Source organism: Methylobacterium sp. Leaf466 (assembly GCF_001425565.1).
Lineage (GTDB): Bacteria > Pseudomonadota > Alphaproteobacteria > Rhizobiales > Beijerinckiaceae > Methylobacterium.
The window spans coordinates 310,916-332,501 of sequence record NZ_LMRC01000031.1 but is presented as its reverse complement, the minus strand read 5'-3'; the positions used below and the strand labels follow the sequence as shown (position 1 = coordinate 332,501).

Annotated in this window: 23 protein-coding genes; 12 read left to right on the top strand and 11 right to left on the bottom strand. The window is 69.7% G+C overall.

The features are described from left to right. Window positions 1-30 precede the first annotated feature (30 nt). Window positions 31-456, bottom strand: coding sequence for a response regulator (locus tag ASG59_RS13000; protein ID WP_056409254.1), 426 nt, complete (start codon window positions 454-456; stop codon window positions 31-33). A gap of 159 nt (window positions 457-615) precedes the next feature. On the opposite strand from ASG59_RS13000, the gene ASG59_RS12995 reads away from it, so the two are divergent. The 5 genes from ASG59_RS12995 to ASG59_RS12975 all read left to right on the top strand — a co-directional run bounded on the left by ASG59_RS12995 (window position 616) and on the right by ASG59_RS12975 (window position 4,569). Beyond that, window positions 616-1,302: a YoaK family protein gene (locus tag ASG59_RS12995; RefSeq protein WP_056409252.1), complete on the top strand. Its 687-nt coding sequence runs from the start codon at window positions 616-618 to the stop codon at window positions 1,300-1,302. Next, window positions 1,299-2,306 (top strand): WD40 repeat domain-containing protein, encoded by a 1,008-nt coding sequence (locus tag ASG59_RS12990; protein ID WP_056282797.1) that lies wholly within the window; start codon window positions 1,299-1,301, stop codon window positions 2,304-2,306. Before ASG59_RS12995 ends, ASG59_RS12990 begins: the two co-directional genes overlap by 4 nt. A gap of 5 nt (window positions 2,307-2,311) precedes the next feature. Continuing rightward, window positions 2,312-2,581, top strand: a complete 270-nt coding sequence (locus ASG59_RS12985) for a hypothetical protein (RefSeq protein WP_056282794.1) — start codon at window positions 2,312-2,314, stop codon at window positions 2,579-2,581. Between the two features lie 68 nt (window positions 2,582-2,649). After that, window positions 2,650-3,171: a DUF2937 family protein gene (locus ASG59_RS12980; RefSeq protein WP_056409250.1), complete on the top strand. Its 522-nt coding sequence runs from the start codon at window positions 2,650-2,652 to the stop codon at window positions 3,169-3,171. Window positions 3,172-3,327: 156 nt separating this feature from the next. After that, window positions 3,328-4,569, top strand: coding sequence for a hypothetical protein (locus ASG59_RS12975; protein ID WP_056282787.1), 1,242 nt, complete (start codon window positions 3,328-3,330; stop codon window positions 4,567-4,569). Between the two features lie 26 nt (window positions 4,570-4,595). Here the strand turns inward: ASG59_RS12975 and ASG59_RS12970 are convergent, their stop codons facing one another. Continuing rightward, on the bottom strand, window positions 4,596-5,327 hold the full coding sequence (locus ASG59_RS12970; protein WP_055887980.1) for a pyrimidine 5'-nucleotidase: 732 nt from the start codon (window positions 5,325-5,327) through the stop codon (window positions 4,596-4,598). 139 nt (window positions 5,328-5,466) lie between these two features. After that, window positions 5,467-6,363, bottom strand: a complete 897-nt coding sequence (gene argB, locus ASG59_RS12965; protein ID WP_055887982.1) for an acetylglutamate kinase — start codon at window positions 6,361-6,363, stop codon at window positions 5,467-5,469. A 151-nt stretch (window positions 6,364-6,514) separates the two neighbouring features. On the opposite strand from argB, the gene ASG59_RS12960 reads away from it, so the two are divergent. Together ASG59_RS12960 and ASG59_RS12955 are read left to right on the top strand one after the other, a co-directional pair. Next, window positions 6,515-6,724 carry a hypothetical protein gene (locus ASG59_RS12960; protein ID WP_055887985.1) on the top strand — a complete coding sequence of 70 codons (210 nt, stop codon included), beginning with the start codon at window positions 6,515-6,517 and terminating at the stop codon, window positions 6,722-6,724. A gap of 265 nt (window positions 6,725-6,989) precedes the next feature. After that, the gene (locus ASG59_RS12955) at window positions 6,990-7,265 is read left to right on the top strand and encodes a hypothetical protein (protein WP_055887987.1); all 276 of its coding nucleotides are present in this window, start codon (window positions 6,990-6,992) and stop codon (window positions 7,263-7,265) included. Window positions 7,266-7,295: 30 nt separating this feature from the next. Here the strand turns inward: ASG59_RS12955 and ASG59_RS12950 are convergent, their stop codons facing one another. Next, window positions 7,296-8,084 carry an MOSC N-terminal beta barrel domain-containing protein gene (locus ASG59_RS12950; RefSeq protein WP_056409249.1) on the bottom strand — a complete coding sequence of 263 codons (789 nt, stop codon included), beginning with the start codon at window positions 8,082-8,084 and terminating at the stop codon, window positions 7,296-7,298. A gap of 324 nt (window positions 8,085-8,408) precedes the next feature. Here ASG59_RS12950 and clpB point away from each other — a divergent pair, with 324 nt between their 5' ends. The 3 genes from clpB (at window position 8,409) to ASG59_RS12935 (ending at window position 13,363) form a co-directional block, all read left to right on the top strand. Then, on the top strand, window positions 8,409-11,039 hold the full coding sequence (gene clpB / locus ASG59_RS12945; RefSeq protein WP_056409246.1) for an ATP-dependent chaperone ClpB: 2,631 nt from the start codon (window positions 8,409-8,411) through the stop codon (window positions 11,037-11,039). 203 nt (window positions 11,040-11,242) lie between these two features. Further along, the gene (locus tag ASG59_RS12940; protein ID WP_055887995.1) at window positions 11,243-12,688 is read left to right on the top strand and encodes a TIGR00366 family protein; all 1,446 of its coding nucleotides are present in this window, start codon (window positions 11,243-11,245) and stop codon (window positions 12,686-12,688) included. Window positions 12,689-12,751: 63 nt separating this feature from the next. Further along, window positions 12,752-13,363 (top strand): hypothetical protein, encoded by a 612-nt coding sequence (locus ASG59_RS12935; protein ID WP_055887997.1) that lies wholly within the window; start codon window positions 12,752-12,754, stop codon window positions 13,361-13,363. Between the two features lie 22 nt (window positions 13,364-13,385). Here ASG59_RS12935 and ASG59_RS12930 read toward each other — a convergent pair whose 3' ends face one another. From ASG59_RS12930 to rpmH, 5 genes are read right to left on the bottom strand one after another with little or no spacing between them, the layout of a single operon-like run. Further along, window positions 13,386-13,778: a DUF423 domain-containing protein gene (locus tag ASG59_RS12930; RefSeq protein ID WP_055887999.1), complete on the bottom strand. Its 393-nt coding sequence runs from the start codon at window positions 13,776-13,778 to the stop codon at window positions 13,386-13,388. Beyond that, entirely contained in the window at window positions 13,775-14,425 is a 651-nt protein-coding gene (gene yihA / locus ASG59_RS12925) for a ribosome biogenesis GTP-binding protein YihA/YsxC (RefSeq protein WP_055888002.1), read from the bottom strand. The genes ASG59_RS12930 and yihA overlap by 4 nt, the downstream gene beginning before the upstream one ends. Before the next feature lie 56 nt (window positions 14,426-14,481). After that, window positions 14,482-16,341, bottom strand: coding sequence for a membrane protein insertase YidC (gene yidC, locus ASG59_RS12920; protein ID WP_055888005.1), 1,860 nt, complete (start codon window positions 16,339-16,341; stop codon window positions 14,482-14,484). Next, the gene (gene rnpA, locus ASG59_RS12915; RefSeq protein ID WP_244475702.1) at window positions 16,334-16,918 is read right to left on the bottom strand and encodes a ribonuclease P protein component; all 585 of its coding nucleotides are present in this window, start codon (window positions 16,916-16,918) and stop codon (window positions 16,334-16,336) included. The genes yidC and rnpA overlap by 8 nt, the downstream gene beginning before the upstream one ends. A 39-nt stretch (window positions 16,919-16,957) precedes the next feature. Beyond that, on the bottom strand, window positions 16,958-17,092 hold the full coding sequence (gene rpmH, locus ASG59_RS12910; RefSeq protein ID WP_055947927.1) for a 50S ribosomal protein L34: 135 nt from the start codon (window positions 17,090-17,092) through the stop codon (window positions 16,958-16,960). A gap of 510 nt (window positions 17,093-17,602) precedes the next feature. Here rpmH and ASG59_RS12905 point away from each other — a divergent pair. After that, window positions 17,603-18,130 (top strand): DUF1465 family protein, encoded by a 528-nt coding sequence (locus ASG59_RS12905; RefSeq protein WP_055888008.1) that lies wholly within the window; start codon window positions 17,603-17,605, stop codon window positions 18,128-18,130. Window positions 18,131-18,214: 84 nt separating this feature from the next. On the opposite strand, the gene rpmE is transcribed toward ASG59_RS12905, so the two are convergent. After that, window positions 18,215-18,469, bottom strand: a complete 255-nt coding sequence (rpmE, locus tag ASG59_RS12900; protein ID WP_055888117.1) for a 50S ribosomal protein L31 — start codon at window positions 18,467-18,469, stop codon at window positions 18,215-18,217. A gap of 201 nt (window positions 18,470-18,670) precedes the next feature. Between rpmE and ASG59_RS12895 the strand changes: the two genes are divergently transcribed. Then, window positions 18,671-20,533 (top strand): ABC transporter transmembrane domain-containing protein, encoded by a 1,863-nt coding sequence (locus tag ASG59_RS12895; RefSeq protein WP_056409385.1) that lies wholly within the window; start codon window positions 18,671-18,673, stop codon window positions 20,531-20,533. A 31-nt stretch (window positions 20,534-20,564) separates the two neighbouring features. Here the strand turns inward: ASG59_RS12895 and ASG59_RS12890 are convergent, their stop codons facing one another. Beyond that, window positions 20,565-21,572, bottom strand: coding sequence for a hypothetical protein (locus ASG59_RS12890; RefSeq protein ID WP_056409245.1), 1,008 nt, complete (start codon window positions 21,570-21,572; stop codon window positions 20,565-20,567). Window positions 21,573-21,586 lie beyond the last annotated feature (14 nt).

Below are 21,586 nucleotides of genomic sequence, written 5' to 3'. Positions count from 1 at the left end.
ATGAGGGTCGTCGTCTAGCACGCCGCCCGTTCAGAAGAGATGGAGGCCGCGCAGGAGGCCGTTGGCCACCGCCACGAGCTGGCTCGGCCGGTACGGCTTGGGCACGAACACCGAGGCGGCCACGGCATCGGCCTGGGACAGGCTCGCCCGTCCGCCGGAGGTGTAGATGACCGGGAGCCCTGGGCGCTGACGCCGGGCCCGGCGGGCCAGGACGATGCCGTTCGTGTTGCGGGCCAGATCGATATCGGTGAAGAGCAGATCGACGCTCTCCCGCTCGAGGATGGTCTGCGCCTCGTCGGCATCCTCCGCCGTGAGCACGCGATAGCCTTCGTCCAGGAGGGCCTCGGCGGCGAGCTCGCACACCATGGCCTCATCCTCGACCACGAGAACCGTTTCGTTGATGCCGACCGGCCGGATGGCCGGCCAGGGCAGGGCAGCACAGGCGAAAGGGACCATGACGCAACTCCAACGCACCCGGCTGAGGACGAGACCCCCGAGACCGGATCGCTGGACCAACGGCTCCGTTCGCCCCGACGTTCACCCCGGTTCGGTCAAATTGCGCGGGTTTGGTGAGCAAAGGCTTAACCCTGCGGGCATGGCGGGCAGGGCGTCCGCTTGACCCGCCCGTGGCACCTCGGCTTCGGCCTCGTGATGACCGCGCTCGCGGGCTACGTCGACGCGCTGGGTTTCATCCGGCTGGGCGGGCTCTACACCTCGTTCATGAGCGGCAACACCACGCAGTTCGCGGTCCACCTCGGGCACGGAGAGCCCGGCGGCGCCCTGCTTCCGGCCCTGCTCATCGCCGCCTTCCTCCTCGGTGGGATCTGCGGCGGCGGGTTCTCCGCTCTGCTGCCCCCGCGCTGGGGGACGCCGGCGATCCTCGCCTTCGAGACGGTGGTGGTCGCCGCCGCCTTTTCCGCCGCGGTGACCACGCCCACCGATCACGTCGCCTCGCTCCTCCTCGCCCTGGCGATGGGCGCGCAGAACGCCGTGCTCGCCCATGTGCAGGGGTTCCGGGCGGGAACCACCTTCGTCACCGGCGCCCTGTTCGGCTTCGGCCAGAAGCTCGCCCTCGCCCTGGCCGGCCGCGGGCCGCGCTTCGCCTGGATGGGCGACGGCTTCGTCTGGCTGTCCCTGCTGGTGGGTTCGCTGACGGGCACCATCGCCTATGCCGAGCTGTCGTTGTATGCGCTGGCGATCCCCGCCGGACTCGCCGGATGCCTCGCCGTGATGGCGACGGTGCTGACGATGCTCCACGAGCCCGGCGCTGCCCAACGCTGGCCAAGGACGCCCGACGCATGAGCCTGAGCGAACCCTCCCTCGCCGACCACGTGGCGCCGCTGAAGGCCGGCGCGCACGTCACCGTCGCGGCCTGGATGAAGGACACCCTCGCCCTGGCGCTGGGGGACGGCCGCGTCGTGCTCGTCGCCGAGGGCGTCGAGCGGGAGGTGGAGGCCCATCCCGGCGGCGGCATCCTCGTGGGAGCCGGCGACGGGCGGCGCCTCGTCACGGGCGGCGACGACGGGCGCGTGGTGGAGATCCGCGCCGACGGCGCAACGTCCGAACTCGGTGCCGGCGCGAAGGGCGCCTGGATCGACGCCCTGGCGCTCCATCCCGACGGTGCCGTGGCCTATGCCGCCGGCCGCGCCGTCGTCGCCCGCGACGCCAAGGGCCGGGAGAAGGCGTTCACCGCTCCCACCACCGCCCGCGGGCTCGCCTTCGCACCCAAGGGCTACCGCCTCGCGATCTCGCACTACAACGGCGCCACCCTCTGGTACCCGAACCTCTCCGCCGAGCCGGAGGCCGTGGCCTGGAAGGGCTCGCACATCGACGTCACCTGGTCGCCGGACGGACGCTTCGTCGTCACGACGATGCAGGAGAACGCCCTGCACGGCTGGCGCCTGCAGCCGGACAAGGGCCACATGCGGATGTCGGGCTATCCGGGCAAGGTCCGCTCCACGAGCTGGTCGGGGGACGGCGACTGGCTCGCCACCAGCGGCGCCGAGGCGGCCATCGTGTGGCCGTTCGATTCGAAGGAAGGCCCCACCGGCAAGGCGCCGCGCGAATGCGGCGTGCGCCCGGCCCGGGTCTCCCGCGTCGCCTTCCACCCCAAGGCCCTGGTGCTGGCGATCGGCTACGAGGACGGCTGCATCCTGCTCGTGCGCTTCGTCGACGCCTCGGAACTGCTGGTGCGCCCGGCCGTGAAGGGCAGCGGCATCTCCGCGCTCGCCTGGGACGCCAGGGGAGGGCGCCTCGCTTTCGGTTGCGCCGACGGCCAGGCCGGCCTCCTGACCCTTCCGGGCTGAGCGCGATGGCCCTGTTCGGTCTCGGCCGCTCCGCCCGCCCGCCCGCCGACGACGGCCCCCGCCGCCGGGTCGAGGCCTGGGTCCGTCCCGCCGCGGGGCTGGACGCGGCGGATGTCGTCAAGGTCAACGAGATCCTGTGTCCCGACCCCGCCTGCCCGGGCTTCGAGACCGTGATCCTGATCATGCGGCCGGGCGAGCGCACCCGGGCGCTCAAGGTGCCGAAACCCATCGCGGCGGTGACGCAGGCCGACGTGGCCGACGCCCTGACCGGCTGACCGGCGCTCGACGCGGAACCCCGGCCAGGGTCCCGCCCTTGTCCAGACGTCGCCGTGAGGAAACCGCCGTGTTTCGTGTCCTACGTACCCTCGGCCTCGCCCTCGGCCTGTTCGGCGGCGCCGTCGCCGCCCAGGGGCCGGAATTCGCCCAGCAGTACACCCAGCGCCTCGGCGGGACCGTGGACGAGCTGCGCCGGGTGGTCTCCACCTTCGAGAAGGACGCCGCCGACACCGGCAACAGCCGCGACGGCGCCGTCGAGCGGCTGCGCAAGAACCAGGATGCGCTGGTGGCCAGGCGCGGCGAGGCCGCCCGCTACGACATCGAGCGCCTGGCCGACCTCGACGCGCAGCAGCAGGCCCTGGCCCGGGCCGGCGGCCCCCTCGGCCGGCTGGCGACCCTCGTTCGCTCGCCCGACCTGCCGCTGGTCCGCGCCACCTACCAGGATTACCAGCCGGCCGTGCCGACCACCGCCGACGGCCTGATCGCCGGCTGCCTCGGCTTTCTCGCCACCTGGGCCGGCTGGCGGCTGCTCAGCGACCTCGTCCGGCGCCTGACCCCGCGGCGGCGCCCGGCGGCCACCCCCGCCTGACGGATCGGTCTTGCGAGCCGGGACGCGCCTTCGCCGTTGCGGGGAAGGCACAGGTGTTGCGGTCGATCTACAGCCGGCCCGTCCGCGATGCCTTACGACTGCGCCGGTAGCGCGCGGGCTCCCTCGTGGCGCCGGCTCACGGCTGACCTCTCGCACATGGCGCGCGCACCGACCTCCTCGTCCATCGATCCGGCCCTCGACGCGGCCGCCCTGCTGCGGCGCGTCGGTTTCTTCGGGCTGTTCGTCGTGGTGCCGATCGCGGCCCAGGTGGCGCGTCGCGCGGCCGTCATCCTGGTCCCGATCTGCATCGTCCTGCTGATCCTGGCGAGCGCCATCGACGGCAAGAACCGCCCGGTCCGGCCCGTGGCGACGGCGCTCCTGCGCTCGCCCGCCTTCCACGCCGGTCTGCTCGTGCTGGGCTGGGCCGCCCTCTCGCTGGTCTGGACCCCGTTCCTCGACCCGGCCACGGAGCGGCTCCTCAACCTCGTCGCGACGATCCTCCTGACCCTCGTCGGCTACCTCGCGCTGCCGGACCGGATGCGCTCGGCCAACCTCTACCTCCTGCCGGTGGGCGTGACCGCCGCCGCGATCCTGTCGATCGGGATCGGCCTGTTCGGCGACAGCGTGATGCGCAGCAGCGCCGACGACGACGGCGCCCTGAACCGCGGCTTGATCCTCCTCGCCCTCCTCGTCTGGCCGGCGATGGCGTGGCTGCGCTCGCGCGGACGCGACATTGAGGCGCTGGTCACCCTCGTGCTGGTGGCCTGCGCCCTCGTGGCGGTGCCCAATGTGACGCAATGGACGGCGCTCGCCGTCGGTGCCGTCGTCTTCGCTCTCGCCAGCGTTCGCATGAGCCTCACGACGCGCCTGGTGGCCGTCCTCGGCGCCGGCCTCCTCGTGGCGGCCCCGCTGCTGCCCTTCGTGGCGCGGCCCCTCGGGATCGCCGTGGCGGGGCCGGTGGCGCCCGCCGTTCTCAGCATAAAGGCCTGGCAGAAGGTGGTCACCACCGAGCCCGTCCGCCTCATCACCGGCCACGGGCTCGAGAGCGCCCGCCGCGGCCGCGTCGTCGGGCTCGTGCCCGCCAACGCGCCGACCACGGTGCTGTTCGAGCTCTGGTACGAACTCGGGCTCGTCGGCGCCCTGGCCGCCGCCTTCGCCCTCCACGGCGCCATCCGGCGCAGCGAGCGGGTGGCGGCGGTGCTGGTCCCCGGTGCGCTCGCCGCCTTCGCGGCCGCCTTCGCCGTCGCCTGCATCGGCGTCGGCCTCACCGTGATGTGGTGGATCACCACCCTCTCGGTGGTGGTGCTGGTGTTCATCGCGGTCGAGCGCGGCCAGTTCCGCACGCGCCGGCCCAAGGTCGGGCTCTTGCGCAACGCCCAGGCCGCAAACGACGCCTGAACGCTTGGACTCTCAGGTTTGGGCTCTCAGGACCCGGCGACCGGCAGGACCCGTTCGCTCAGGAAGCCGGCGAGATCGTTGGTGATGTGGTCGATGTGCGTTTCCTGCACCGCCTCCTGCTCGAAGGCTTCGCGGAACGGGTCGAGGGTGCGGGGCACCACCAGCACGGTCGCCATGCCGATCTCGTGGGGCACGACGAGGTTGCGGGCGATGTCCTCGAACAGGGCCGAGCGGCGCGGATCGACGCCGTGGCGTGCGAGGAAGCGCTCGTAGGTAGACCGCTCGGGCTTCGGGATGAAGTCGGCGGCCGCGATGTCGAACACGTCCTCGAAGTGATCGAGGATGCCGAGCTTGCGCGCGACGTCCTCGGCGTGCCGCCGCGAGCCGTTGGTGAGGATGAGCTTGCGCCCCGGCAGCCGCTCGATCGCATCGCCAAGCGCCGGGTCGAGGCTGATGGTCGAATGGTCGATGTCGTGGGCGAAATCGAGGAAGTCGTGCGGGTCGATCGCGTCCTCGATCATCAACGCCTTCAGCGTCGTGCCGTAGCGATGGTAGAAATACTTCTGCAGCGCGCGGGCGGAGAGGCCGTCGAGGCCGTAGAGGCGCATGACGTAGAGCGTGATGCGCTCGTCGACCTGTGGCCAGACCATCGCGTCGCTCGGATAGAGCGTGTTGTCGAGATCGAACACCCAGGTGTCGACATCGGAGAATCCGCGGGACGCGGCGGCGGTGAAATGGCTCTCGCCTGGAAGAAACAAGGTGGTTCGCGGGGTTCGCGGGAGGACGGCCGGCTTCGGGCACCGACGATAGCGTGACTGTTGGTAGTGACCAAATCGGTCATGCGCAATGCATCGCGCTCCGGCTCGCCGCTCGGGGCGGGAGCCGGTGCGCGTGCGGTCAGCTGCGTCGGATCAGGGTGCCGGCACCGTAGTCGGTGAAGAGCTCGAGCAGCACCGCGTGTCCGACCTTGCCGTCGAGGATGACCACGGCCTCGACCCCCTGCTCGATGGCGTAGATGCAGGTCTCGATCTTGGGGATCATGCCGCCGGTGATCGTCCCGTCCGCCACCAGCCGCCGGCAATCCTCCACCGAGAGCTCCGGGATCAGCTTGCCCTCCTTGTCGAGGACGCCGGGCACGTCGGTGAGCAGCAGGAGGCGCTTGGCCCGCAGCGATCCGGCGATGGCGCCCGCGAAGGTGTCGGCGTTGACGTTGTAGGTCTGGCCGTCCGCCCCGAACGCGACCGGGGCCAGCACCGGGATCAGCTCGGCCTTGAGCACCGCGTCGAGGACGCCGCGTTCGACGTGCTCGGGCTCTCCGACGAGGCCGAGGTCCACCGATTGCTCGGTCCGGCTGTCGGGGTCGATGATGGTGCGCATCGCCTTCCTGGCGCGCACCATGTTGCCGTCCTTGCCGCACAGGCCGATGGCCCGCCCGCCCTCGGCCGAGATCCAGCCGACGATCTGTTTGTTGATCGAGCCGGCCAGCACCATCTCGACCACCTCCACGGTGGCCTCGTCGGTGACGCGCAGCCCGCCCTTGAACTCGGACTGGATGCCCAGGCGACCGAGCATGCGGCCGATCTGCGGGCCGCCGCCGTGCACCACGATCGGCTTCAGGCCCGACTGCTCGAGGAGCACGATGTCCTCGGCGAAATCCTCCGCCGCCGCGGCATCGCCCATGGCATGGCCGCCGTACTTGATGACCACGATCTCCTGGTCGTAGCGCTGCATGTGCGGCAGTGCCTGCACCAGGACTTCCGCCCGGACGTGGACGTTCGGCAGGGGTTCTTTCATCGCGGCGACTCGGGGTCTGCGTGACGGCGGGAGGGGGTCTAGCGCAGCGCACGCGCCCTGCGAACCCGTCCGCCCCCGAAAACTATGCCGGTAACCGACGATTAACCGTGCGGGCACACTCTCAGGTCGTGTCTGACAGGATCACGAGCCGATGCTGAACCCCGATCTCACCCACGCTCGCCCGGTTCTCACGGCGACCTCGGTCCTGGCCACCGCGCTCGGCGACATCGCCGGCCTCGCCCAGACCAAGGCCGACGTCTGGCGTCTGCTCACGGAACGCTACGTCGTCGATCTCGACGCCGTCGCGGCCCTGCTGCCCCGCGACCTGCCCGAGCCGGTCTGGCTCTCGCCGCGCGGCTGACCGAGAGGGACGCCCGCGCGGGCGTCCCCATCGCCGGCACCCTGCAACCTGTGCATGGGCCGCCTGCCACCACCAAGAACGGCCACCACCAAGAACGACCCTGGCACACGCCATGCAAGATGCGGGTTCGACCGGAACGTACGGTCGACCGACAAGAAGCAGGGTCACCACGAGGGGAACGACCAAGGCAACGATCACGCGGCCGCTCGGACGCCAGAGCAAAACCCGCGGACCTTATTCGCCACTTTCGAAAAAGGGGTCCGTCATGCCTGAACTGTTATCCGTTGCCCTCGTCTGTGCCGGTACGCTGCTGGCCCGCGACTGCTCCCGCGACACCGCCCTCGACGTCATCGTCTCGCCGGTCCGCACGCCGATCGAATGCCTGATGCAGGGCCAGACGGTGGCCGCCTCCACGGGCATGACGGGCGGCGAATCGCGCTACCTCAAGATCACCTGCGAGCGCCGGCACTCGGATCTGCGCCACCTGCGCCGAGCCGGCTATGCCGCGGCCATCGTCCTGGTGCATCGCGACGGCATCTGATCGACTTCGGCGATCCGGGCCGTCACGCGGTCAGGCGTCGGCGAGGACGACATCGTCGCCGGCGGCGATGCGTCCACCCGCCAGGACCTCGGCATAGACCCCGCAATCGGTGTGCCCGAGGTTCCGGTCGAGGGTGCGCGGGATCGTGAGGTCTCGGATACCGGTGGCCGGATCGACGTTGGTCGCGGCGCATCGCTCCGTCCGCTTGATCACCCGCAGGACCACGCCGTCCGGACCGTTCAAGACACGGCCGACGAGATCGAGTTCTGCCCACGGCGCGAGACCGGTCAGGTGCAGGTTGGCGCGGAAGCGCAGCGGATCGACCGGCACTCCGGTCATGTCCTCCAGGGCCGCCACGCTCGCCAGGTTGAGCAGCGAGACGTAGCCGCGCGGGGAGTCGGTGAACCGGAACCCCTCGGGCGCCGCCAGCAGGCGCGGCTCGCCCCGCAGGGCGTCGGGCAGGTAGCCCGCCATGAAGGCCTCGACGGCCCGGCGCCCCTCCGGGGCGGCGAGGTCCGCCTCCACGGCGACGCGCCCCTCCTGGGCGATGGTGAGGACGCCGGTGGCCGGCTCGTACCGGGTCGCCAGGCGCGCCAGGGCCTCGTGGCGCATCAGCATCAGGAACTTGATCTTGGGCTCGTGGGCCGGGCGTCCGGGATCGAAGCCCGACGGTCCGTTCTCGATGGCGAACAGGCGGTCATGGGGAAAGTACCCGTCCCGCTCCAGGACGGCCTCGTGCCGCGACTCCGGGCTCAAGCCCTTGACGGGATAGCGATACAGGCTGGCGATCGTGACGGTTTTGGACGTCGATGGGGTCATGGCGCGCACCTGATGGGATCGGTGAGAAGGGCTGGCTGCTGTTGCACCATCGGTAGCAAGATCCGTGGCGATCCCCGCGGCCGTCGCTACGCCGGTTCGGCGGGCGTGCCCAGCGGTTTCGCGAGCCGACATCCGGCGCGATCCCGCCGCGCCTTTCCGCGCGGTCTCCTCTTGTGATGCGAATTTGCAACACCACATCCGGTGCACCGGCGGCCGATGGGGTGCCGGGGTCCCTCGCGGCGAAAAGCCGGAGGACGGGGTCGTGACGGGGCCGCGCTGCTGAGGCGGGCGAGCCTGACGTCCTTCATGACGGGGAACGATGGCATGAATGCCGAGATGTACACCGAACGCGCCCGCGGCTTCCTGCAGGCGGCGCAGACCATCGCCTTGCGCGAGGGCCACCCGCAGTTCCAGCCGGGCCACCTGCTCAAGGCGCTCCTCGACGATCCCGAGGGCCTGTGCGCGGGCCTGATCGACCGGGCCGGCGGCCAGTCCCGCGTCGCCCTGATGCAGACCGAGCAATGGCTCGCCAAGCAGCCGCAGGTGTCCGGCAACGCGTCCCAGCCGCAGGCGACGCGCGAGCTGATGCGCCTGTTCGACACCGCCGAGAAGGCGGCCCAGAAGGCCGGCGATTCCTATGTGACGGTGGAGCGCCTGCTCCTCGCCATCGCCGTCGAGAAGGACACCGAGGCCGGCCGCGCCCTGGCCGCCGCCGGCGTCACCGCCAATTCGCTCAACGCCGCCATCAATGCCCTGCGCAAGGGCCGCACCGCCGACAACGCCACCGCCGAGAACGCCTACGACGCGCTCAAGAAGTATACCCGGGACCTCACGGAAGCGGCGCGCGAGGGCAAGCTCGACCCGGTGATCGGCCGCGACGAGGAGATCCGCCGCACCATCCAGGTGCTGTCGCGGCGCACCAAGAACAACCCGGTGCTCATCGGCGAGCCGGGCGTCGGCAAGACCGCGATCATCGAGGGACTGGCGCTGCGCATCGTCAACGGCGACGTGCCCGAATCGCTCAAGGAGAAGAGCCTGCTCGCCCTCGACATGGGGTCGCTCATCGCCGGCGCGAAGTATCGCGGCGAGTTCGAGGAGCGTCTGAAGGCGGTCCTGGCCGAAGTCACCGCGGCGGCCGGCGGCATCATCCTGTTCATCGACGAGATGCACACCCTCGTGGGGGCCGGAAAGGCCGACGGGGCGATGGACGCCTCGAACCTGCTCAAGCCGGCGCTGGCGCGCGGCGAACTGCACTGCGTCGGCGCCACCACGCTGGACGAGTACCGCAAGCACGTCGAGAAGGACGCCGCCCTGGCGCGGCGTTTCCAGCCGGTGTTCGTCTCCGAGCCCACCGTCGAGGATACGGTCTCGATCCTGCGCGGCATCAAGGAGAAGTACGAGCAGCACCACGGCGTGCGCATCCAGGATGCGGCGCTGGTGGCGGCCGCGACCCTGTCGAACCGCTACATCACCGACCGCTTCCTGCCCGACAAGGCCATCGACCTGATGGACGAGGCCGGATCGCGCCTGCGCATGCAGGTGGATTCCAAGCCCGAGGAACTCGACAACGTCGACCGCGAGATCGTGCGCCGCAAGATCGAGGGCGAGGCGCTGAAGAAGGAGACGGATTCGGCCTCCCGCGACCGGCTCGCGCGGCTGGAGCGCGAACTCGCCGACCTCGAGGAGCAATCCTCCTCCATCACCGCCCGCTGGAAGGCGGAGAAGGACAAGCTCGGTGCCGCCGCCGACCTCAAGAAGCGCCTCGACGAGGCCCGCACCGAACTCGCCAGCGCCCAGCGCCAGGGCCAGTACCAGCGTGCGGGCGAGCTCGCCTACGGCGCGATTCCCGGGCTGGAGAAGCAGCTCGCCGAGATCGAGGCCAAGGCGGAGGCCGGCGCCGGCCGCGACGGCATGGTCGAGGAGGCGGTGACGCCGGCCCACATCGCGGGCGTCGTCTCGCGCTGGACCGGCGTGCCCGTCGACAAGATGCTGGAGGGCGAGCGCGAGAAGCTGCTGGCCATGGAAGAGGCCCTGGCCAAGCGCGTCGTCGGCCAGCGCGAGGCGGTGGAGGCGGTCTCCACGGCCGTGCGCCGGGCGCGCGCCGGCCTGCAGGACCCCAACCGGCCGACCGGCTCGTTCATGTTCCTCGGCCCGACCGGCGTCGGCAAGACCGAGCTGACCAAGGCGCTGGCCGGCTTCCTGTTCGACGACGAGACGGCGCTCCTGCGCATCGACATGTCGGAGTACATGGAGAAGCACTCGGTCGCCCGGCTCATCGGCGCGCCTCCCGGCTACGTCGGCTACGAGGAGGGCGGGGCACTGACGGAGGCGGTGCGCCGCCGGCCCTACCAGGTCGTGCTGTTCGACGAGATCGAGAAGGCGCATCCGGACGTGTTCAACGTCCTGCTGCAGGTCCTCGACGACGGTAGGCTCACGGACGGACAGGGGCGGACGGTGGACTTCCGCAACACGCTCCTCATCATGACCTCGAATCTCGGGGCCGAATACCTCGTGAACCATGCGGAGAACGAGGAGACGGAGGGCGTGCGCGAGGAGGTGATGGGGATGGTGCGCCGGCACTTCCGGCCGGAGTTCCTGAACCGGATCGACGAGATCATCCTGTTCCACCGCCTGCGCCGGTCGGAGATGGGGGCGATCGTCGAGATCCAGCTCGGCCGGCTGCAGACCCTGCTGGAGGATCGCAAGATCACCCTCACCGTGGCCCCGGACGCCCGCGACTGGCTCGCCGACAAGGGCTACGACCCCGCCTACGGCGCGCGGCCCCTGAAGCGCGTCATCCAGAAGGCGATCCAGGACCCGCTGGCGCAGCTGATCCTCGAAGGGGTCGTCCACGACGGCGAGGCCCTGACGATCGATCTGGGGCCGCTCGGCCTGATGATCGGCGACCGGGCCATCGGCGAGAAGAGGCGACCGGCCTCCGCGACGCTCAACTGAGGCTCGCTGGACCAAAAAGAGGCCGCCGACCCTGCACCGGGGTCGGCGGCCTTCTTTGTCCTGCGATCCATGTCCTGCGATCCATGACGATTGTGTCCGTTTGACGGGACCGATTCGCCAGCATGGGTTGAGCCCGCCCCTCGTTTTTGCGACACCGGCGCGTCGTCGGCAGCGTGTGACCGGCACGACACGAGGGGCCGCCCATGCCATCGCCAGACCCGAAGCGGACCGCCGCAGGTGCGGCCACCGACGGTGCCCTCGCCCAACTCGGCATCCGATTCACCGCCTGGGCCGAGCGCTGGTTTCCCGATGCCTTCGTCTTCGTGGCGATCGCGGTGGTGATCGTCGCGCTGGGAGCGGTGGCCAACGGCGCCCCGCCCATGGCGATCGCCAAGAGCTTCGGCGACGGCTTCTGGAGCCTGATCCCCTTCACCATGCAGATGGCCTTCGTGACCATCGGCGGCTACGTCGTGGCCACCGCGCCGCCGGTGCAGAGGTTGATCGACCGCCTCGCCCGCGTGCCCAACAGCGGTACCGCCGCCGTAGGCTTCGTGGCGGCTGCGACCATGCTGTCGTCGTTCCTGAGCTGGGGCCTGAGCCTGATCTTCGGCGGCCTGCTGGCCCGGGCGCTGGCCCGGCGCACCGAACTGCGGATGGACTACCGCGCCGCCGGGGCGGCGGCCTACCTCGGCCTCGGGGCGACCTGGGCCATGGGCCTCAGTTCGTCGGCCGCGCAGCTCCAGGCCAACCCGGCCAGCCTGCCGAAGTCCCTGCTGCCGATCACCGGCGTGATTCCCTTCAGCGAGACCATCTTCTTGTGGCAGTCGATGCTGGTGGCCGCGATCCTGTTCGTGATCTCGGTGGTGATCGCCATCGCCTCGGCGCCGGGCCGTGACACCGCCGTGACCGCGCAGGACCTGGGAATCGACGTCGCCCGCGAGGAAGAGACGATAGAGGCCCCCTCCCAGCCCGGCGAACGACTGGAGCATTGGCCGATCCTCAACATCCTGCTCGTGATCCTGGCGGCGGGCTGGATCTGGCAGGAGTTCGCGCGCCAATCCTGGATCACCGCGATCTCGAACCTGAACACCTACAACCTGATCTTCATCACCCTCGGCCTGCTGCTGCACTGGCGGCCGATCCGCTTCCTGCGTGCGGTCGCCAAATCGGTCCCGGCCACCGCCGGCATCCTGATCCAGTTCCCGCTCTACGCCGCCATCAGCGCCATGCTGACCGGGGCCAAGAACGCCGCCGGCACCTCGGTGTCGGACGTGATCACGCATGCCTTCGTGAGCCTGAACACCACCGGCAGCTTCCCGATCTCCATGGGCGTCTACTCGGCGGTGCTCGGCTTCTTCGTGCCGTCGGGCGGCGGCAAGTGGCTCTTGGAAGCGCCCTACGTGATGCAGGCGGCCAACGAGCTTCAGGTGCACCTCGGCTGGGCGGTGATGGTCTACAACGCGGCCGAAGCCCTGCCCAACCTCATCAACCCGTTCTGGATGCTGCCGCTTCTCGGCATCCTCGGCCTCAAGGCCCGCGATATCGTCGGCTTCAGCTTCCTGCAGCTCCTCGTCCACCTGCCGGTGGTGCTGTTCCTGCTCTGGGCGCTGGCCTTCACGCTGACCTATCACCCGCCGGTGATGCCGTAGCCCCCGATCGCCGCATCGAACCCCGTCAGCCACGCCGAAAGGTCACCGGACATGGTCTCCAGAATGCTGCTCGCGGGCGTCATGCTCCTGACCGGAGCGGGGGGCGTCATGGCTGAGGATCGCCTGCCCGAGATTCTGGCCGATCGACAGACGGAGGCGCAGAGGAAGGCGTCCGACGCCTTCCTGAGCGCGCGAAAGGTGCCGGTCTTCGGCCCGTTCGTACCGCTGCTGCGCAGCCCGGAGCTGATGACCAACGCCAGCAACATGGGCCTGCACCTGCGCTATCGCAGCGTCCTCCCGTTGCGCCTGAGCGAAATGGTGATCCTCATCACGGCGCGGGAGTGGACCCAGCAACTCGAATGGCACATTCACCAGCCGATTGCCCTCAAGGCCGGTCTCGACCCCGCCATCGTCACCGCGATCCAGGAAGGGCGCCGGCCCGACGCCATGGGCGAGGAGGAAGCGCTTACCTATGCCTTCTCGACGGAACTGCACCACAACAAGGCGGTGAGCGACGCTACCTACAAGCGCGTGGTCGCCGCGTTCGGGGAGCAGGGCGCGATCGAGATGGCCGGCATCAACGGCTATTACACCTTGCTCGCCATGACGATGAACACGGCGCAGACGGCCCTGCCGGACGGCGCGAGTCCGCAACTGCCACCGCTGATCAAGTAGAATGGCGGCCCGGGCAGTGTCCTCAGGGTCTTCCCGCCCGGGGGCCGGCGGGGACGAAAGCCGCCACGGCGGCGAGTCCCCAGCCGGCCATCAGGACGAGACCACCCGTCGGCGCCGCCATCGCAAACAGCGGGGTCCCGTAGAGCGCACGCAGGGCGAGATCGCCACAGAACAGCGCGAGCCCGAGCACGACGGCGACGGCCGCCGAGCGTGTGACGAGCCGATGGGTGGCCCCGCTCTGGCTCAGCGCCACGAGCCCGATCACGACGGGCGCATGGAACAGCAGGAACTGCGCCGCCGTCTTGAGGGATTCCGCGCCACCCGAATGGGCCGCCGCCGCGCTGGCGACGACCCCGAGCAGCCCCGCCAGCGCACCGAGTGCCAGCAGAATGCGGTCCGGCAGCGCGAGCCTCATGCGCCGCGCTCCGCGAGCAGGCGGGCCACGCTGGCGCGCAGCTCCGGCACGCCGCTGTCGTCGCGGCTCGAGGTGATCAGGATCTCGGGGTAGGCGGCCGGGCGCTTCGACAGCGCCTCTTGCACGCCCGCGATCCGTGCCGCGATCTCGGATTTCCTGAGGGCGTCGCCCTTGGTCAGGACGATCTGGTAGCTCACCGCGGCCTTGTCGAGGCCGTCGAGCACGTCGGTGTCGATGCTCTTCAGCCCGTGGCGCGAATCGATCAGCATGAAGACGCGGGCGAGGTTGGCCCGGCCCTTGAGGTAGTCGTGGATCAGGTCGGTCCAGGCCTCGACCTTGGCCTTCTCGACCTTGGCGTAGCCGTAGCCGGGCATGTCGACGAGGGTGAGCCGTCCGCCGATGTCGAAGAAGTTGAGCTGCTGGGTGCGGCCGGGCGTGTGCGAGGTCCGCGCCAGGGTGTTGCGGCCTGTCAGCGCATTGACGAGGCTCGACTTGCCGACGTTCGATCGCCCGGCGAAGGCGATCTCGACGCCCTTCATCGGCGGCAGCGCCGCGACGGTCGGCGCCGAGGACAGGAAGTCGGCCACGCCTGCGAACAGCAGGCGGCCCGATTCCAGGAGGGCCGCATCGTCGTTCTCTTGGGACATGGTGCGGCTCCGGCAGGTGGATGGATGAGGCTCGCCCCCTCCATCGACCGGAAAGGTCAGCTCTTGACGGTCGGGACCTTGTCGGCGGGCTTCTTCTTCACCATCCCGCTCAAGTTGTCCCACAGCTCCACCTTCACCCCGTTCTGGCGCATGATGACGTACTGCTGGATCACCGAGAGGGTGTTGTTCCAGGCCCAGTAGATCACCAGGCCGGCGGGGAAAGAGCCGAGCATGAAGGTGAACACGATCGGCATGAAGGTGAAGATCTGCGCCTGCACCGGGTCCGGCGGCGCGGGGTTCATCTTCATCTGGATGAACATCGTGATGCCCATGATGATGGGCCAGATGCCGAGGTGGACGAAGTCCGGTGCCGCGTAAGGCAGCAGGCCGAAGAGGTTGAGAAGGCTCGTCGGATCGGGCGCGGCCAGGTCCTGAATCCAGCCGAAGAACGGCGCGTGCCGCATCTCGATGGTGATGAACAAGACCTTGTAGAGCGCGAAGAACACCGGGATCTGGATCAGCACCGGCCAGCAGCCGGCGACCGGGTTGATCTTCTCCTTCTTGTACAGCTCCATCATCGCCTGTTGCTGCTTCATCTTGTCGTCGCCGTAGCGCTCGCGGATGGAGAGCATCTCGGGCTGCACGGCCTTCATCTTGGCCATGGACTTGTACGACTTGTTGGCGATGGGCAGGAACAGGATCTTGAGCAGGAGCGTCACGACCAGGATCGAGACGCCGAAGTTGCCGAACAGATGGAAGAAGAAGTCCAGAGCCCGGAACATCGGCTTGGTGATGAAGTGGAACCAGCCCCAGTCGATCATCAGATCGAACTGCTTGATGCCGAGATCCTTCTCGTAGGTGGTGATCGCGTTGACTTCCTTGGCGCCGGCGAACAGGCGCTGGGTCGCGCCCAGAGACGCGCCCGGTGCGATGGTGCGGCCGTCGCCGCGCACGCTGGCCTGGTAGACCTTGGTGGCTCCGTCGGTGCGCTCGGTGAAGGCGCCGGTGTAGGCCTCGGCCTGATCGGGGATGGCGGCGGCGGCCCAATACTTGTCGGTGATGCCGACGAAGCCGCCCGTCACGTTGGCCCAGGCCTTACCCTTGGTGCCGCCGTTGCCGTAGGGCGGCTCCTTGGCGACGTGGTCGTAGGTGTATTCCTGCAGTCCTTCGCCGCCGAGCACGCCGATCATGCCTTCGTGCAGGACGTAGAACCCCTGCGTCTGCGGCTTTCCCCAACGGGAGACGAGGCTGTAGGGGTAGAGCGTGACCGGGTTGGCGCTCTTGTTCTCGACCTCGTCGCGCACCGTGAACATGAACTTGTCGTCGACGGTCAGGACCCGCTTGAAGACGAGGCCGGCGCCGTTGTCGAAGGTCAGGGTCAGGGGCGTGCCGGGCGACAGCACGGTGCCGTCGGCGGTCCAGACGGTCTCGCCGGTGGGCAGAGGACCGGCATTCTGGCCGACCCAGCCGAACTCGGCGAAATAGGGGTTGGCGCTGCCGGTGGGCGACAGCAGCACGATGCGCGGGCTCTTGTCGTCGACGGTCTCGTGGTAGCCCTTGAGCAGGACGTCGTCGATGCGGCCGCCCTTGAGCGACACCGAGCCGGACAGGGCCGGCGTCTCGATGCGCACGCGCGGCGAGCGCGCCAGGGCGGCCTCGCGCGATTCGACCGTCTGTGTCGGGCTGCCGAGGGTGCCGGGGATCGGCGAAGAGGGCTGGCCCTCCTTGGGACTCGGAGTCGGGACACCGTCGACGCCGGCCTGTCCGGTCGCGGCCTGACCCTGGGCCGCCTTCTCGAGCAGCGCCGCCTGGCGCTGCTGCTCCACTCGCGGCGCGGCGATGAAGTAGTTCCAACCGAGCAGGACCGCCAGCGACAGGGCGATCGCGACGATCATGTTCGTCTTGTCATTACCCATCGGTCGATCCGTCACACAGGTTGGCGGGAGGGGAGGGCGGCAGCGGCGAGGAATCGACCGGCTTTGCCGAAAGATCGGATGGGGCGGTGCCCGTGGGCCGGCCGCGCGATCGGGATCCGCTCCGGGAAGGGCGGGCCGAGCCGGTGTCGGGCTGGATTGAGGACCGCGGTTTCGTCACGGCGCCTACAGCGCGGCGCAGTTCGTCGACGAGGACACCGAAGGGGGCGTGCAGGCTCGGACGGCGGGCCACGAGGACCACGTCGGCGGCAACGTCCGGCAGGTCGCGCGCAGCCTGCTCCACCACGCTGCGCAGGCGTCGCTTGATGCGATTGCGCTCGGTGGCGTGTCCGACCCGCTTGGTGACGGTGAAGCCGATTCTCAGACCGGCGGGATCGGGGTTGGGTCGCAGGATCCCCTTTGCCGTCATGCGGTCGGTATGAAACCTGCGCCCGCCGGCAGCGGAGAGAAAATCGGAGCGCTTCTTCAGGCGTTCGATCGTCGACACGGTTCGCTCGACCTCGGCCGCACACGCTCCGGCCCGGTCAAGCCCGAGCCGCCGATCCTGGACGCTGATCATCCTGCCGATGCGCCGTCGTCCAACGGCGCGACCGGTCGATCAGGCCGAAAGCTTCTTGCGGCCGTGAGCGCGGCGCGCGGCAATGACCTTGCGGCCGCCGGCGGTGGCCATGCGCGCACGAAAGCCGTGACGACGCTTCCGCACGAGCTTGCTGGGCTGGTAGGTTCTTTTCATCGCGCGATCTCCGACGGAACAGAGCCGGGACGGCGGACCCGGAAGGTCACGCGCGACATCCTGAGGCTCGCTCCAAGAATGTGTCTGCAAGCGCGAAGGGCGCCCACAAGGGGCGCGGCGTCGCGATGGCGCGGCTTATGGCGGAAGGGGGGGCTCAAGTCAATTCCGTTTCCCCGGCGGCGGACCCCTCGCAGGAACCTTCGGGCGAGCGCGCGGGCCGGGCCTTAACCCTCGGTTAACCATGCCGGTGGCAGGGTCAGGAGGTCCAGGGTTCTGGATGTGGAACGGGGTTTCCGGTCCGCTCGCGCGATGCCTCCTGACGACTCGACACATGCCGCCCACCCGAGGCGGCATTTTTTTGTCCGGCGCCCGCCCTGTCCCTTAACGTTAACACACGGTTAGCGACGCGCCGGGGCGCGTTCGGCGCTAGGTTTGCCACATGGGCTGCAGCGGCAGGGGTCGCGTTCCATTTCGGAACGGCAACGATCCGGCCTTGGCACAGGGGGCACCATGAACGGGTTCGACGTCACCTTCCGGGACGAGCGGGACTGGGTCGATTTCGGGACGACCTACCTGGCCTCCGAGGCGTTCAAGGGGCTGTTCCGCGAGGGCATGGCCATCGTCGAGGAAGCGGCGGCCTATCTCGACGGGCAGGGCCGCGAGGAATCGCGCCTGCTGTCGCGGGACGGCACCCTCGCCTACGCCAGCGAGAGCATGCGCCTCACCACCCGCCTGATGCAGATCGCCTCCTGGCTCCTCGTGCAGCGTGCCGTGGCCGAGGGCGAGATCAGCGCCTCCCAGGCGATGCAGGAAAAGACCCGCGTGCGGCTGACCACGCCCGACCTGCCGCGGGCCGATGCCGGGACGCTGCTGCCGACGCGCCTGCAGGACCTCATCGTGCGCACGCGCCGCCTGCATGCCCGCGTCCTGCACCTCGACGCGCTGATCTGCGACGACCGCCCGACGCCGGTCGCCCGCATCAGCCCGGTGGCGGCCCAGCACGACCTCCTGCGCACGACCTTCAACACCGCGCACTGACTTGGCGGCCGAACGAAAACAGGCGGTGCCCCGTGTCGGGCACCGCCTGTTTTCGCCGCCGGTCCCGCAGGAGCGGGAAAGGCCTTACTTCTTGCCGAACGAGAGGCTGCCGAAGCGCGAGTTGAAGCGCGAGACGCGACCGCCGCGATCGAGCATCTTCTGCTCGCCGCCGGTCCAGGCCGGGTGCGTGTTGGGATCGATGTCGAGGTTGAGGGTGTCGCCCTCCTTGCCGTAGGTCGACCGGGTCATGTAGTCCGACCCATCGGTCATCACGACCTTGATGAAGTGGTAGTCGGGATGCTCGGTACCCTTGGCCTTGTCGGCCGCACTCTTTGCCATGACGAAGTCCTTCAATAGCCACGCCGACCGGCCCGCCTGGCGGCCCGCGGCCATAGATCACGCGCAATCGGATGAAGCCGCGCCTATACCTCACCGCTCCGGAACGAACAAGCGGCCATCCGTGTCCGCTCGGCCGGGACGGCGGGATTTCGGTGTTCCGCGCCCGTCCCATGTCATATCCGTGGATCCTCCAGAGGCATGATGGCCCGTAAATCCGACCGCAGCTCCGGCCAGACCTCCGGCCAGGACAATCGTTCGAAGGCGCCCCTGGGGTCGTTGAAGCCGCTCGTTCCGTTCGCGGCGGTCTACCGCGGCCGGATCGTGGCGGCGTTCCTGGCGCTCCTCGTCGCCTCCGGTGCCACCCTGGTGGTGCCCATCGCCATGCGCCGGGTGATCGACCACGGCTTCTCGGCGGAGAACGCGCCCGTCATCGACGCCTATTTCGCCGGCCTCCTAGGCGTCGTGGCCGTGCTAGCGCTGTCGAGTGCCGCCCGCTACTACACGGTGGTGACGCTCGGGGAGCGTGTGGTGGCCGATCTGCGCAGCGCCGTCTTCCGCCGCCTGACGGTGCTGGACCCGGCCTTCTTCGACCGGTCGCAATCGGGCGAGATCATCTCGCGGCTGACCGCGGACGCGACGCAGGTCAAGTCGGTGTTCGGGATCTCGATCTCGATCCTCCTGCGCAACGCCTTCCTGTTCGTGGGCGCCGTCGTCATGATGGTGATCACCAGCCCGCGATTGTCGGTCCTCGTGCTCGTGGCGATCCCGCTCATCGTGTTTCCTCTGATCCTGTCGGGGCGCGGGGTGCGGCGCCGCTCGCGGGCCGCGCAGGACCGCCTCGCCGAGGCCTCGGCCTACGCCTCCGAGGCGGTGGGCTCGATCCGGACGATGCAGGCCTTCGGCATGGGCCGGACCACGGCCGGCCGCTTCGCGCAGGCCTCCGAGAACGCCTACGGGGCCGCCCGCGATTCGGTGCGGGCGCGCTCGCTCCTGACGGGGGTGGCGATCTTCCTCATCTCGTCGAGCGTCGTCGGGGTGATGTGGTACGGCGCGCAAGGGGTGCTGGCGGGCACCATGACCGCCGGCCAGCTCTCGCAGTTCGTGCTCTACGCCGTCTTCGGTGCCAGTGCCCTCGGCCAGCTCTCCGAGGTCTACGGGGAACTCGCCCAGGCGGCCGGTGCGGCCGAGCGGCTGGGCGAGATCCTGGCCGCCGAGCCGGTGATCCGCGCGCCCGACGCCCCCGTCGCGATGCCGTCGCCCTCGCGCGGCGAACTCGCCTTCGAGGCGGTGCGCTTCTCCTATCCGACCCGGCCCGAGCACGCGGCTCTCGACGGGATCGACTTTTCCGTGTCCCGCGGCGAGCGGGTCGCCCTCGTCGGCCCCTCGGGCGCCGGCAAGACCACGGTCCTGCAGCTCATCCTGCGGTTCTACGATCCGGTCTCGGGCTGCGTGCGCATCGACGGCGTCGACATCGCGAAGGCCGATCCGGACGCCCTGCGCCAGCGCCTGTCCCTGGTGCCGCAGGACCCGACGGTGTTCTCCGGCACGGTGTTCGAGAACATCGCCTACGGCCGGCCGAGCGCCACCGAGGCCGACGTCCGGCGGGCGGCCGAACTCGCCCATGCCGACGGCTTCGTCCAGGCCCTGCCGCAGGGCTACCACACCGTGGTGGGCGAGCGCGGCGTCACGCTCTCGGGCGGCCAGCGCCAGCGCGTCGCCATCGCCCGCGCGATCCTGAAGGATGCGCCGATCCTGCTCCTCGACGAGGCGACCTCGGCCCTGGACGCGGAAAGCGAGCGCGCGGTGCAGAGCGCCCTCGACACGCTGATGCGCGGGCGCACCACCATCGTCATCGCTCACCGCCTCGCCACGATCCGCTCGGCGGACCGCATCCTCGTCCTCGACGGCGGCCGCATCGTCGAATCGGGCACCCACGACAGCCTGCTGGCCGAGGGCGCCCTCTACGCACAGCTCGCCGCGCTCCAGTTCACCGATGCCCACGGCGACATCGCGCGAGGCCGGGCGGCGCAGGCTCTGCGCGCGGCGAGGCCGGCGGCGGAGTGAGGAGAGCCTAGCCGCGCAGTCGCGGGTCCCGTCAGTTCAGCCCGACCTGGCTCTTCGCGAAGACCACGTTGTTGAGGAACTGAACCGTGATGGCGCCGCTGGTACGGCGGTCGTCCCAGAGCATCACCTCGACCTTGCCGAGGTCGGCCGACATCGTGGTGGTGGTCAGCGTCCCCCGGCACCCGATCACCGCCTCGACGCGTTCGAGCGGCATCCCGCGCTGGACCTGGTCGAAGCCCTCCCGCGTCACCGCGCATTGGGTTCGGTCGACGATCGGCCGGGGCGCGAAGGCGAAGGCGTCGGCGGTCTTCTCCGGTGCGGATGCGATGGGACCAGCGGGCACGGGCCGGTCGGAGGGCGGGATCTGCGCGCGCAGGCGGTCGCGCTCCCGTTCGAGGGCGGTGCGGCGGGCATCCTGCAGGAGACCGGCCCGGATCTCGGACTGCCTCGTCCGTTCCGCCTCGCTGAGGTCGGTCGTCGGGTCCGGCAACCGTTCGCCCGGCTCGCCCTCGGCGGCGGCTGAGGGCCGGACCCCGTCGCGGTTCCAGCGATCGCCCGGAGGACCGTCGCGGTTCGGTCGGCGCTGGCCCGTCGCCTGGGCGCCGGTCTTGGCGGCCTCGCTGCGGCCGGCGGCGATGATCTCCCGCAGGCTCTCCTCGATCCGCGCCGCGCCGCGCGCGATCAGTACCTCGTAGTCCCTGCGCATCGATTCCCGATTCTTACGGTGCGTGGTCCCTTCGACATTGCGCAGGAAGAGTTGTTCCTCGCAGTAGCCGTAGGCCGCCAGGACCTCGCGGATGTCGGCCTCCGACCAGTCCGCCGCCGGCTTCCCGAACAGGTCGACGCTCGCACTGCGACCGGCCTTCTGGGACGAGGCGACGTCGAGCCGGAGTTCCTTCAGGCGCCCGTCGAGGATCTGCCGCTGGGCGTTGCAACCGCCGCGGTCGGACAGGTAGGTCGAGAACGAGTAACCGTCGGCGCCAAAGCAGGACAACGCCGACAAAAGGCAACCCAGGGTCGCCAGCATGACCTGTTTCATGACGCTTCGACCTT